Consider the following 12027-nt stretch of genomic DNA (forward strand, 5'->3'; position numbering starts at 1 on the left):
AGCGTGGCGACCTCCTCGGGCACTTCCAGCGTCACTTTCACCATGGCCGGGATTTCTCCCACGCCTCGGCCTGCTCCTGCCAACCCGCCCTTTCGCTCAGGCGATGCTCAGGATCAGATCCACACCCGGCGTCGCCCTGCGAGACATCGCGCGGGTCATCGGCCGCCGTTTGGGCGTGCCGGTCGAGCCGCGCGGCCGCGAGCACTTCGGCTGGCTCGCGGACTTCGCCCTGGCGGACATGCCGGGCTCGAGCGAGCGCACGCGGGCCGTGCTGGGATGGAACCCCACCGGCCCAGCGTTGCTCGCGGACCTCGAGCACCCCGACTACTGACGGGCCTGAGGGAGCGCGGACGGGCATGCCCCGCCCGTCCGCGGCGTCCTCGTGTGACTACAGCTCGACGGGCGGGAGGGCCTCGCCCATCTCGCCCGGGTTGTCTCCGCGGTGGTCCTCATCGTCGAGCCCCAGCTCCCCGCTGGCGTTGCCGCCCCAGCACTTGACGCTGCCCTCATCGAAGGTGGCGCACGTGTGGTGGTAGCCCGCCACGAGGGACGTCACGGCGCGACCCGCGCCCAGGTTCACCCGGGGCAGTGCGTCGCCCATCTCGCCCGGCGCGCCTCCACGGTCGTTCCAGTCGCCGGACCCGAGCTGCCCCCAGTAGCCGCCGCCCCAGCACTTGACGGAGCCGTCATCCAGGAGCGCGCAGGTGTAGATGCCGCCGACGGTGAGCGCCTTCGCGGTCCGCCCCGTCCCCAGGTCGACTCGCGGCAAGGCGTCTCCCATCTCACCCGCGTTGTCTCCCCGGTGCACCTTGTCGCCGAGGCCGAGCGCGCCATACTGGTTGCCGCCCCAGCACTTGATGGAGCCATCATCCAGGAGCGCGCACGTGGAGAACTCACGGGCGGCAATCGCCTTCGCGGTCCTCCCCGTGCCCAGGTTCACCCGAGGCAGCGCGTCGCCCATCTCGCCCGGGCCAGCTCCGCGCTCCGCCGTGTCACCGAGCCCCAGCTCGCCCCAGTTGTTATCGCCCCAGCACTTGACCGAGCCGTCATCCAGGAGCGCGCACGTGTGACGACCTCCCGCGGCGAGCGCCTTCGCGGTCCGCCCCGTGCCGAGGCTCACGGCAGGCAGCGCGTTGCCCATCTCCCCCGGGCCATCTCCGCGGTGCTCCGTATCGCCGAGCCCCAGCCGGCCATTCCCGTTGTCACCCCAGCACTTGACCGCCCCATCATCGAGGATGGCGCACAGGTGGTTCAGCCCGCTGACGAGCGTCTTCGCGGTCCGCCCCGCGCCCAGGTCCAGCCGGGGCAACGCGTCGCCCATCTCGCCAGGGCCGTCACCGCGGCGCCGCGTGTCGCCGAGCCCCAACTGGCCCTGCGCGTTGTCACCCCAGCACTTGACCGAGCCTCCCTCGAGGAGCGCGCAGCCGAAGCCCGTTCCCAGGCCCATCATCGCCGCCCGCGCGTCCGAACCCAGGTTGACGAAGGGGAGGTTGCTCATCAGGTTGAAGCCACGGCCACCCCCTCGGTTGTCGGTGTGCTCGAGCCCCAACTGCCCCTTGCTGTTCTCACCCCAGCACTTGAGCCGTCCATCCGTGAAGACCGCGCACGTGGTCCCCACCCCGGCGAAGACGGACTTCACCGCGTAGCCACGCACGCGCACGTCGACCGAGCCGGTGCTGGTGGCGCCGTGGGTGTCGGCCACCTGGTAGTCGAAGCCGGCGGCGCCCACGAAGCCCGACGCGGGCGTGAATCGCACGGCGTCCCCGACGAGCTCGACCGTGCCGTTGCGCGCGTTCGAGACTCCCGTCACCGCCAGCGCGTCTGCCTCCACGTCACGGTCGTTGAAGAGCAGCGTCGCCACGGGGATGCGCAGCGCGACGTCCACGCTGGCCACCGCTGAATCCGCGACCACCACGGGGGCGTCGTTGACCGGGTTGACGGTGACGCTCACCGTCCCGAAGCTGAAGCTGGCCCGGTCGGAGACCTCATACCTGAACGTCGCCGTCCCGAAGAAGTCCACCGCCGGCGTGAAGATGACGTTCTGCCCCTCCAGCTTCACGGTGCCATTCGTGGCCGAGTAGACGCCCTCCACCAGGAGGTCGTCGGTGTCGACGTCGATGTCATTCGCGACGAGCGTGGCGGTCGGGATGACCAGCACGGTGTCCTCGAGGGTGCTCACGGTATCGTCGACGGCCACGGGCGCCTCGCCCACGATGACAGTCACGCTCGCGCTGGTGGTGCCGGCCAGATTCCGGACCGTGTATTGGAACGTCGCCGACCCGGTGAAGTCCGCCTCCGGCCTGAAGTCGATCATCCCGCCGTCGATCTTCACGGTGCAATGGACCGCCGAGCCCACGCCAGCGAGGTTGAGCAGGAAGCCATCGCCCATGTCGTCATTCGCGGTGAGCTCCTCGACCTTGATGTACCGCGAGGTATTCCTCCGGGCGTACACGGTGTCGGCGACGGCGACCGGAGCGTCCTCCACGGAGCGGACCGTGACGGCCACCGTCGCGGTGTGCGTCAACAGCCCGTCGCTGACCGTGTACTCGAAGCTGGCGCTCCCGTGGTGGTTCGCCTCCGGGGTGAAGGTGACGTTGCCACCCGCGAGCGTCACGGTGCCATGCGTCGCGGCGCCGACGCCCGCCACCCAGAGCGTGTCCCCATCCACGTCCGTGTCATTGGCGACGAGCGTGGCCGCGGGGACGACGAGCGCGACATCCTCGTCGGTGCTCGCGCTGTCCGCCACGGCGACAGGGGCATCGTTCACGGCGTTGACCGTGACGGTGACCCGCGCGGTGTCCGTCAGGCGGCCATCTCCCACCGTGTACTCGAACGTCGCGGTTCCGAAGAAGTCCGCCGCCGGGGTGAAGGTGACGGTGCCGCCCACCAGCGTCACGCCGCCATGGGTCGCCTTGCCGACGGCCGTCACCGTCAGCGAGTCGCCGTCCGCGTCGACGTCGTTGGACACGAGCGACGCGCCCGGAATCACCAGGGCGGTGTCCTCATCGGTCGCGAGCAGGTCGTCATGCCCGGACGGGGCCGCGTTGGCCGCCGGCGGGGGCGTGGGGGGTTTCTTGTCCTCGCCTCCTCCACACGCGGCCAGGGCCACGCAGAGCAGCAGGGTGCACAGCCAGGGAACGGACGGAAGTCTCAGGAACGAACGAACGCGTTGGTGCTTCACAAGCCCCCTCACAGGAAGAAGCCCCCCAGGGCCGGAGAAACCCGGTGGGGTGCTGCCCCCATAACGGGGCCCGGCGGCGCAGGTCGCACGGACCAACGCGCCACTCGACGGAATGGACCAGCCCGAGGGCCACCGGGACACGGCGCGCAGCCAGTGTCCCGGCCCTGGGACAGAGGGACTACTGCAGGTCGCAGCCGGGGATGCAGTAGTTCACGTTGATGAGCGTGCGCGAGGCGGGCAGGTTCGACTGACAGCCGGCGTACTGCGTGGCAGGGGTGGCCTGGATGCGCGAGGCGCCGCACTTCACCACACAGGCGCGGATGTTCTCGAACCAGTAGATGAGGTCGTTGTTCGGGCAGTTGGGCGGGATGCCGATGCCCTGCTCCGTGCTCGCCAGCGCCTCGCTCTCCGGCGCGTCGAGCTCGGACTCGGCTCCACCACCGCAGGCGACCAGGGACAGGCTGCACATCGCGACCAGGGACACGACGAGACGCTTGGCTTGCATGGCGACTCCTTCACGACAAGGGGGAGGGAGAATCATGGCCTATCCAGCAGTCCCCGAGAAGCAGACCTCACGGGTCCGCCTGCCCGGAAGCAGCACGCGCGGCTTCACCGGCGCCCCTGTCGGTCCAGCGCCCCCGCTCACCGCCCCCCAGGGCGGCTCACCGGGCGTGGACGCCACTCGCCGAAGACTTCTCCAGGCACGTCGGCGGAGGGCGAGGACTCGGTGCCCCAGGTGGACGTCACCGGCAGCGCGGCCGTCATCAAGGTGTCCGTGCGCACGGCGAAGTGGGACTTCATCGACTACATCTCCCTGCTCAAGGTGGACGGCAGGTGGCGCATCGTGGCCAAGGTGTACCACCGCGAGCCCCGGGCGGAGGCCCCGTCGCGGTCCACGTCCGCCTCGCCCTGAGTCGACGACGCCACTTCCGCCCGCCCCGCGGGCCTGACCCTCACCAGTCCACGCTCGATGCTCCCGGTGCGCGCCGCGCTGAACCGCTCGGGACTCACTCGGCCTTGGGTGCGTAGAACTCCGCCGGGCCGGCGAGCCACACGGTGGTGCCGTCGGTGCGCTCCAGCAGCGCCTCGGCCAGCCGGGTCCAGTCCTCGTGGAAGCCCACGACCTGGAGACTGGACGGGACGTAGCCCAGGAACTGCCCGGGCCCCACGGCGACGACGGTCGCGGAGGGCGCGCGATGCGGCTGCTCCGAAGGGGCGCCATACAGGGCCCAGGGACTCCAGGAGCGGCTCAGTGCCTCGTAGCGCAGGGGCGCGCAGCTCGTCTGGGCGATGCGCTTCGCGTCCTCCTCGCTCTCCCCCGAGCAGACCTGGAGGCGGTCCCCGAGCTTCACGTCGCGCAGCGGACAGGAGACCTGCAGGACGTTGCGGCAGGTCCCGATGGGCTCTGGCACACCACGCTCGCTCGAGTAGGCCTGGACGAAGGCGGCGCTCCCCTTCGGGTCATCCCACTGGATGGCCGGGCCCAGGTCCTCCAGGAAGACCCAGGGCACGGTGGTGGCCTCCACGACCGTCGAGGCCACCCACGCCACGTCCAGGCCGTACCCGAGAGGCGCCTCGCTGTACGGGACGAACCCAAGATAGCCGCCCGTCTGCAGGCGCCTCACGGCGCCGGAGCCCCGGAACAGGACCTCGCCCTCCCCCGAGCCCCCGGGGCGCGCCACGGTGCCGCCGTCGCCGGACGGGTTGTTCGCCGGATGCGTACAGAGCCGGGTGCAGGTGTTCTTGGCGTCCAGGTCGGCCCACGCCTGGCTCGTGTTCGAGCAGCCCAGGGTCTCATTGAGCGGGGCGAAGGCGGGGAGTGCGCAGACACAGGGCTTGTGGACCGCCGTGAACCGGCACGCGGCGTCCACCCACGGCGGCGGGCCATGATGGCCGTAATACCCGACGCCGATGATGCCTCCGGGCGTTCGAGCCTGGGCCGGCGCGCTCCGGATGACGACACTCAGGGCGGCCAGGAGCGCGAGCAATGACATCCTCGACGTGAGACGAATCCAGCACGGCTGCGGGGACATGGGACCTCCAGCGAATGGACAGACACGGCGAACGGGCCCGAGAAACATACGGGAGAGCCGTCGAGCGCCGGCATCACCCATCGGGGTGACGCCCTCCGAACCCAGGGGGCGTGGGAAAGGCTGTCGTTGCCGCGCATGGTAGAAATACCCCCGGACGTCGTGCCGACACTCGAAGCCACCGGGGAGACAAGGTCATGCGCGTGAAGCGTCAGCCGGGTTCCATGCAGGGGGAGCAGGTGCTCCTGGAGGTGATGACGGCGTTGAGCAGCTCGCTCGACCTGAAGGAAGCCTTCTCGGAGTCCCACCGGATTCTGTCACGCGTGCTGGCGGCGGACTTCGGAGGGCTGTGTGTGTCCAATCCAGGGGCGCCCGGCCAATACGACTGGCCGATGGTCCAGGACATGCCGCAGGTCTTCTTCGACCGCTACCCGGAGATTTCAGACGAGTGTTTCGTGAGCTCCGCGGTGATTCGGCGGCCCAACACCGTGCTGCGGGACACCGAGATGCTGTCGCGCCGGCAGAGGCATGACAGCGCCATGTATGCGTACTGCCGGGAGATGCACATGCCGGTGGAGCGGGTGTTGTCCGTGTTGATGGACATGGGCCTGGGCTGGCACAGCGGCTTCACGCTGTACCGGGAGACCCGGAGGGCCTTCACGGAGAAGGAGCGCGCCTTCCTCCAGCGCCTGACGCCCATCCTGGCGAGGACCGTGCGCAATTGCCGCATGCTGGAAGACCTGGCGCACCAGGGCGACCTCCTGGAGCAGCTCTTCCGGCACACGGGGCTCGACAGCATCGTGTTGAGCCCGCCCACCACCGAGCTGATGCGCACGCCCCGCTCCACGGCGCTATTGCATCGCTGGTTCCCGGACGCGCCCTGTGGCCGCTTCGGCCTGCCGCAGGTGCTGCTGGACGCGCTGGAGGGGCTCCGGCGCTCCGGACCCCAGCAGCTCTCCGGACAGGACGTGCTGACCTTCCGGCGCCCGGGGAGCAGCTTGAAGGTGACCTTCCTGCGGCTGCCGGGGCAGTCGGGGAGGATGCCGTGGGCGTTGATACTCCAGGAGGTGCGGCACGGGGCGCAGGCTCCCGCGGAGTGGCGCAAGCGCCTGACGCCGCGCGAGATGGACGTGGTGGAGCGTGTCTTGAATGGGTGGGACAACCAGACCATCGCGGACGACCTGGACAGCTCGCTGAACACCTTGAAGACGCACCTGAAGCGCGTCTACGCCAAGCTGGCCGTGCCCAGCCGCGCCAAGCTCATCCTGCTCGCGCAGGAGCACAGCGCCGAGACGGAGGGTTGGCCACCTCGCTCGTAGGCGGAGCGCGAGGGCGCTTCGCGGGAGCGCCACCGCGGCGGCTACCGGAGGCGCAGCCCGGTGTACAGGTCTCCACTGTTCTGGATGTTGCGCCGCAGCTTCGTGGCGGCATCCGCGCAAGCGCCTCGTCCCGTCTCCAGCCGCAACACCTCCCCATCCAGGGTCAGGTCCCCTGTCGCCAGGCAGCTCGAGATGTCGACGTCCCAGAGCCAGCGGTCGACGAGCAGTCGCCCTCCGAAAACGGCGGGATGGTCCGCGAACTCCTCGGGGAGCCCCGTTGATACGCCCAGGTGACTGAAGCGCAGGGGCTCCTCCGATTGGAAGACGACCTCCAGCACGAGGGGACGCTCCTGGTAGGTGAAGCTCGCGCGGAGCAGGAAGCTGGGATGCTCCGGTGTCCCCGGGTCCCACCGCGAGTCGATGGTCCGATAATGCGTCCGGGGGATGAACACCTGCTTGCCCCCGATGGACAGGGGCGTGTCGGTGCCTGCCTCGACGGGGCCTCGGATGTGAAGCTTGCCAGGCGGGTCCTCAGGGAAGTCAAAGATGTCGCGCGGGGCCTGGGTGTTCGGCACGGAGTTCTCACAGGACAGCTCCGGCAGGAGCACCTCCGCGTAGTCCTCGCAGCGAACCTCGGGCGGCAGGTCCATCCGCAGCTCCGCGAGCCTGTACTTCAGGGTCTCCACCGAGAAGCGGAGGCCGTCAGCGGAGAGGAAGCGGCTCGGCGACGTAGAGTCGATGCCACCCTCTGGGGTCAGCCAGACGGAGTCCGAGCCATAACTCAAACCGAACAGGTAGGTCGTTTCGGGCGCATCATCACCACCGCAAGCACTCAAGCCCAGCGTGGCGATGAGACCGACAGCGCGGTACCAGGAACGTGAAGGCATAGGCGAGGGGACTCTACGCTCGATGCCCTTCCAAAGTCCGGTCTCCGTCTCATGGAGGAGAGAAAGGTTCGACCGGCGACCCCGACTGAGCTCCCGGGAGCAGGCGGCCATCCTTGCGTTCGCTGAGAGCGGCGGGTGGGATGGATGGCTCCGAAGCCGAAGGAGGCGTGAATGTCGAGTCGAACGGTGTCCCGGAGGAGGTTGCTCCAAGGTGCGTTGGTGGCGGTCGCGTTCAATCCCATGAGCCGCAGCTGGGCCTCCACGCCGGAGGCCGGCGCGGTCCCCCTGCCCCCTCTCGATGGCGAGCTGCTGCTGGACGAAGCGTCGCGGACCGCGGCCTCGGACGACTTCGGTCACATCCGGCACCACACGCCGTGGGCGGTGCTCGTGCCCGGCTCGGTGAAGGACATCGTGGCCATGGTCCGCTTCGCGCGCCGCCAGGGGCTGAAGATCGCCGCCGCGCGAGGCCTGGGTGAGAGCCACAGCACCTTCGGCCAGTCCCAGGTGCCAGCGGGCATCGTCGTCGACATGTCCGCGCTGGCCACCCTCCACGAGCTGGACCAGGACAGCGCCTGGGTGGATGCGGGCGTCCGGTGGCACGAGCTGCTCCAGGCCTCGCTCCCCAGCGGCAAGAGTCCCCCGGTGCTGACCGACTACATCGAGCTGAGCATCGGCGGGACGCTGTCGGCGGGAGGCATCGGCGGACAGGCGTTCCGCTGGGGCCTCCAGGTGGACAACGTCCTGGAGCTGGACGTCGTCACGGGCCGGGGCGAGCTCGTGCGGTGCTCCCGCTGGCGCGAGCGGCCCCTGTTCGACGCCGTGCGCTCGGGCCTGGGCCAGTTCGGCATCATCGTGCGCGCCCGGGTTCGGCTCGTCGACGTGCAGCCCCGCGCCCGGACCTACCTCGCGCTGTACGACGACCTCCACCGCTTCCTCGACGACCAGCGGCGGCTCATCGAGGACGGCCGCTTCGACTACGTCGAGGGCTCCGTCGTCTCCTCCAACGGAGGCCGGGCGTATCAGCTCGAGGTGGTGAAGTACTTCACCCCGGGCTCGGAGCCCCAGGACTCGCGGCTGCTCGCGGGCCTGCGCTTCCAACCGGGGACGCTCCAGGTGACGGACGGCAGCTACTTCGACTTCGCCAACCGGCTCGCGCCGCTGATCGAGCTGCTCAAGCAGCTCGGCGTCTGGGGTTTTCCCCACCCCTGGCTGGACATGTTCGTCCCCGCCCGGTGCGCCGAGGAGTTCGTCCAGGAGGTCCTCGCGCAGACCACCGACGCCGACATGGGACAAGGGCCCATCCTCCTCTACCCCTTCCGCGCCTCGGCGCTGACCACGCCCTTCCTGCGGACGCCCAACGACAGACACGTCTTCCTCTTCTCGCTGCTGCGCACCGCGATTCCCCCGACGCCCGAGAACGTCGCGGCCCTGGTGCAGAAGAACCGCGCCATCGTCGACCGGCTCACGGCCCTCGGCGGGAAGATCTACCCCGTGGATGCCGTGCCCTTGAGCCCCGCCGACTGGCGCCGCCACTTCCATCCCCACTGGGAGCGGTTCGTGCACGCGAAGCGACGCTACGACCCGGACCACGTCCTCACCCCGGGACAAGGCATCTTCTGAGCGAGGGTGGCGGAACGTCCAATGACTGTGTCCACGGAGACACAGTCACTCCTCCTGGATGACTGGCATTGATTGACGCCCGCGTGACGACGAGGCGAGAGTTTCGTCGTCACCCAGCAGCAACTCCCAGGAGAATCCAGACATGTCCTCTCGTTTGAGCGGGTGGTCCGTCGCCGTGCTCGCCGTGGTCCTCCATGTCGCGCCAGCCCAGGCCCAGCAGTGCGTTTCGGCGAACTCGACCGCGGGCACGTGGCTCACCGTGGTCGACAACTACGTAGGCTCGGCACAGGCCTCGGTCGCCTCCACGCTCACGGCGGTCGCCACTCCGAGCCCTCTCAACCTCCTGCAGGCCACCAGCGACCTCGCATCATTGACTGTCAATGCCACGGCCATGAACATCTTCTCCGGCTTCGACGCCGAGGTCATCGCCGAGGCCTTCAACGTCGACACCGAGGTCGCGCTCCAGTTGCAGACGCAGGGTGACATGCGGGGCGCCATCGTCCGGGTCCAGGCGGGCTTGCCGCTGGTGATTCCGACTGTCGCCGATATCAACGCCATGAACGACTCGCTCAGCGAGCTCACGGACCTCCGGGCGAGCCTGCCGGCATTCTGTCCGTGACGCCCCTCAGGCCGGCGCCTGCTCGAACCGGGAGATGACCTCCTCGAGGACACTCCGGAAGTAGCCCTCCGCGGGGCCACCGGCGTCACGTAGGGCGAGCAGCAGCGGATGGAAGCTCGGGTCGCCCAGGGCCGCGGCGGCCTCGAGCGCGTATACCATCACCCTCTCGCCCTTCAGCGCGGCGCGCACGGGCTCGACCGCGCGAGCGTCCTTGCGCGTCGCCAGTCCCACCAGCGCCTCCCCGACAATCTCCGGGTCCTCATCGCCGAGGCGCGCCACGAGCGCATCCCGCAGCTCCGGCGTGTCGCGCGCCTCCATGAGCGTCCCCAGCCCGAACGTCGCCCAGTCCCGGACATCGCGGTCCTCGTCGGCCGACAGCCGGATGAGCACCTCCACCGCCTCCGGAGCATCCAGGACCGCCAATCCATGCGCCGCGCATCCTCTTCGTCCCCCTCCAGGGCAACCTGGATGAGTTCCTCGAGGCTCCTCGCTTCGCCATGCTCGGGATGATTCATGCGTGAAGTCCTCTCAGGACGACGGAGGGCGACCGTCGAGGCACCAGACCACGGCGCGGGCCTCCAGGCCAGCCACAGGTTCCTGGCGCTGCCCACGTTCACGTCCTGGATGTCTCCACCGTCCGCCAGATGGGCGCTCCGGATCCGGGTCCCCAGCCCATCCGCGAAGTACAGCCGACCAGCCGCGACATCGCTGGCAATCCCATGCACCGTCGTCTGGTTCGTCACCAGGGGAGTCCTGTTGTTGTAGTGACGACCTACGCCTTGCCATTCGGGACATCGAACCCGAGGGCGGACGGGCTGTTGATACCACCTACCACCTGCATGGGATTGCTGCCGTCCAGCCCGGCGCTCATCACCCGGCTGCCGTTGAAGTCGGACCCGTACAGCGTGCGGTTCGTCGAGTCGATGGCCAGACCGCTGGGGAAGCCTCCGTTCGCCACGTCGACCGGGTTTCCCCTATCATCCGCGACCCATGGCACCTCCTTCAGACGACGCTCCGATGGCTCCTGCCGCCAAGCCCTGGTTGACCCGGACGAGCGCCGCGGTCGTGTCGACGGTCCTCTTCATCGTCAGCTGCGCCCTGCCCGCCCTCGTCCTGTACAACACCGCGACGAAGCAAGAGGACACGATGTCGGGTGTAACGCTCCTGCTCACCGGCTGGTTGGGCGTGTTCGTGATGCAAGGGGGCTGGTTCGCGAACCCCTTGCTGGCCGTCACGCTCCTCCTGCTGTTGATGGGCCGGTATCGAGGGGCCTTCTGGACAGGCTTCCTCGCGGTGCTCGTCGGGCTCTCCTCCTTGTCCTGGTACTTCCACTCCATCCCCGCGGACGAGGGTGTCAGCCCGACCCGGCAACTCGAGCTGCTCTACCCCACGCTCGGCTTCTTCTTCTGGCTGGGGAGTCTGCTGGTGGGGCCTGTCAGTGCGTCCATCCTCGCGAAGCGGGAGGCCGAGCCGAAGGCCACCTCCCCCATCCCCGTGGTCGACGTGCGGCCCCACCCATGACTCACCCCACCTTCGCGCGAGCCTCGCGCACCGGCGCCTCCAGGGCCCGCGTCACGATGCGGTTCTCCTGGGTCCCCAGGTGGATGACCCCGTCCGGGCTCGAAATCGAGGCACGCAGGACGTCCCCCTCCTTCAGGTAGCCCGCCGTGTTGCCCTGCTTCAGGATGAGCTTCGCGAGCGTCTTGTCGGACACGAAGACGCTGATGAACCTGCCCACCTGTCGCGCAAGCTTCGACAGGTTGCGCCCCGCCGCCACGCCGCCCGGCGTCCCTGTCAGCACCAGGTCCCCCGGGAACAGGTCCATCACCTCCGACAGCTCCGTGAGCGTCTCCTCCGGCGGGTAGAGCATCTCCGAGGTGCTCGCGTCCTGCCTCGGCTCGCCATTGACAGACAGCTGGAGTCGCAGGTCCATCAACCGCGCGCAATCCTCCGCGTCGAGCAGATAGACATACGGCCCCACCGGACAGAAGGTCCGGAAGCTCTTCGCCTTGTGCCACTGTCCCTCCGCGAGCTGGAGGTCCCTGGCGGAGATGTCATTGCCCATCACGATTCCGGCGACGAACTCGTGCAGCCCTTCCCGCTCCACCCGCACCGGCCCCGAAATCCTCCGGCCGATGACCAGCCCCAGCTCGACTTCGTAGTCGAGCATCCGGACCCGCTCCGGCTTGATGATGTCCTCCGTGCTCGAGGCCAGCGACGACGAGGCCTTCCGGAAGAACTGGTTGAAGTCCTTCGCGTCCGGGTCCTGCCCCACCTCCAGCATGTGGCTGCGGTAGTTCTGTCCCTGGCAGACCACGTTGCACGGCGACGTCACCGGCGCGAGCAGCTCGAGCTTCGCCAGCGCGAGCCC

The 12027-nt window shown here is 69.0% G+C and carries 13 protein-coding genes; 6 read left to right on the forward strand and 7 right to left on the reverse strand.

The annotated features are described in order from the left end of the window. Positions 1-103 precede the first annotated feature (103 nt). Complete coding sequence (locus FL311_RS34740; RefSeq protein WP_194869480.1) at positions 104-331, forward strand: hypothetical protein; 228 nt, start codon at positions 104-106, stop codon at positions 329-331. A 57-nt stretch (positions 332-388) separates the two neighbouring features. Here FL311_RS34740 and FL311_RS34745 read toward each other — a convergent pair whose 3' ends face one another. Together FL311_RS34745 and FL311_RS34750 are read right to left on the reverse strand one after the other, a co-directional pair. Next, positions 389-3181, reverse strand: a complete 2793-nt coding sequence (locus FL311_RS34745; RefSeq protein ID WP_141331986.1) for an Ig-like domain-containing protein — start codon at positions 3179-3181, stop codon at positions 389-391. A 178-nt stretch (positions 3182-3359) separates the two neighbouring features. Beyond that, the gene (locus FL311_RS34750) at positions 3360-3686 is read right to left on the reverse strand and encodes a hypothetical protein (RefSeq protein ID WP_141331987.1); all 327 of its coding nucleotides are present in this window, start codon (positions 3684-3686) and stop codon (positions 3360-3362) included. Here FL311_RS34750 and FL311_RS45600 point away from each other — a divergent pair. Beyond that, positions 3681-4094: a nuclear transport factor 2 family protein gene (locus FL311_RS45600; protein ID WP_141331988.1), complete on the forward strand. Its 414-nt coding sequence runs from the start codon at positions 3681-3683 to the stop codon at positions 4092-4094. The genes FL311_RS34750 and FL311_RS45600 overlap by 6 nt on opposite strands. Positions 4095-4188: 94 nt before the next feature. Here FL311_RS45600 and FL311_RS34760 read toward each other — a convergent pair whose 3' ends face one another. Next, the gene (locus FL311_RS34760) at positions 4189-5214 is read right to left on the reverse strand and encodes a hypothetical protein (protein ID WP_141331989.1); all 1026 of its coding nucleotides are present in this window, start codon (positions 5212-5214) and stop codon (positions 4189-4191) included. Between the two features lie 194 nt (positions 5215-5408). On the opposite strand from FL311_RS34760, the gene FL311_RS34765 reads away from it, so the two are divergent. Next, positions 5409-6530 (forward strand): LuxR C-terminal-related transcriptional regulator, encoded by a 1122-nt coding sequence (locus tag FL311_RS34765; protein ID WP_141331990.1) that lies wholly within the window; start codon positions 5409-5411, stop codon positions 6528-6530. A 41-nt stretch (positions 6531-6571) separates the two neighbouring features. On the opposite strand, the gene FL311_RS34770 is transcribed toward FL311_RS34765, so the two are convergent. Beyond that, positions 6572-7417, reverse strand: a complete 846-nt coding sequence (locus FL311_RS34770; protein WP_141331991.1) for a hypothetical protein — start codon at positions 7415-7417, stop codon at positions 6572-6574. Between the two features lie 171 nt (positions 7418-7588). Between FL311_RS34770 and FL311_RS34775 the strand changes: the two genes are divergently transcribed. Together FL311_RS34775 and FL311_RS34780 are read left to right on the forward strand one after the other, a co-directional pair. Further along, a complete protein-coding gene (locus FL311_RS34775) occupies positions 7589-9037 on the forward strand; it encodes an FAD-binding protein (protein ID WP_141331992.1) in 1449 nt (482 codons plus the stop codon). 142 nt (positions 9038-9179) lie between these two features. Next, positions 9180-9656, forward strand: coding sequence for a hypothetical protein (locus FL311_RS34780; protein ID WP_141331993.1), 477 nt, complete (start codon positions 9180-9182; stop codon positions 9654-9656). Positions 9657-9662: 6 nt separating this feature from the next. On the opposite strand, the gene FL311_RS34785 is transcribed toward FL311_RS34780, so the two are convergent. Both FL311_RS34785 and FL311_RS45605 read right to left on the reverse strand, forming a co-directional pair. Then, positions 9663-10079 (reverse strand): HEAT repeat domain-containing protein, encoded by a 417-nt coding sequence (locus FL311_RS34785; protein ID WP_141331994.1) that lies wholly within the window; start codon positions 10077-10079, stop codon positions 9663-9665. Positions 10080-10428: 349 nt separating this feature from the next. After that, positions 10429-10614: a hypothetical protein gene (locus FL311_RS45605; RefSeq protein WP_228557290.1), complete on the reverse strand. Its 186-nt coding sequence runs from the start codon at positions 10612-10614 to the stop codon at positions 10429-10431. A gap of 107 nt (positions 10615-10721) precedes the next feature. Here FL311_RS45605 and FL311_RS34795 point away from each other — a divergent pair, with 107 nt between their 5' ends. After that, positions 10722-11177, forward strand: coding sequence for a hypothetical protein (locus FL311_RS34795; RefSeq protein WP_141331995.1), 456 nt, complete (start codon positions 10722-10724; stop codon positions 11175-11177). A 1-nt stretch (position 11178) separates the two neighbouring features. Here the strand turns inward: FL311_RS34795 and FL311_RS34800 are convergent. Further along, the coding region (locus tag FL311_RS34800) for a fumarylacetoacetate hydrolase family protein (RefSeq protein ID WP_228557291.1) at positions 11179-12027 on the reverse strand (849 nt) is incomplete at its 5' end.

Origin of the sequence: Myxococcus sp. AB025B (assembly GCF_006518215.1) — a bacterium.
Classification (GTDB): Bacteria; Myxococcota; Myxococcia; order Myxococcales; family Myxococcaceae; genus Myxococcus; species Myxococcus fulvus.

Excerpts from the sequence above, each read along its gene's own strand:
- FL311_RS34740 (WP_194869480.1), top strand. The coding sequence starts at position 104 with ATGCTCAGGATCAGATCCACACCCGGCGTCGCCCTGCGAGACATCGCG.
- FL311_RS34750 (WP_141331987.1), bottom strand. The coding sequence starts at position 3,686 with ATGCAAGCCAAGCGTCTCGTCGTGTCCCTGGTCGCGATGTGCAGCCTG.
- FL311_RS34760 (WP_141331989.1), bottom strand. The coding sequence starts at position 5,214 with ATGTCCCCGCAGCCGTGCTGGATTCGTCTCACGTCGAGGATGTCATTG.
- FL311_RS34765 (WP_141331990.1), top strand. The coding sequence starts at position 5,409 with ATGCGCGTGAAGCGTCAGCCGGGTTCCATGCAGGGGGAGCAGGTGCTC.
- FL311_RS34770 (WP_141331991.1), bottom strand. The coding sequence starts at position 7,417 with ATGCCTTCACGTTCCTGGTACCGCGCTGTCGGTCTCATCGCCACGCTG.
- FL311_RS34775 (WP_141331992.1), top strand. The coding sequence starts at position 7,589 with ATGTCGAGTCGAACGGTGTCCCGGAGGAGGTTGCTCCAAGGTGCGTTG.
- FL311_RS34780 (WP_141331993.1), top strand. The coding sequence starts at position 9,180 with ATGTCCTCTCGTTTGAGCGGGTGGTCCGTCGCCGTGCTCGCCGTGGTC.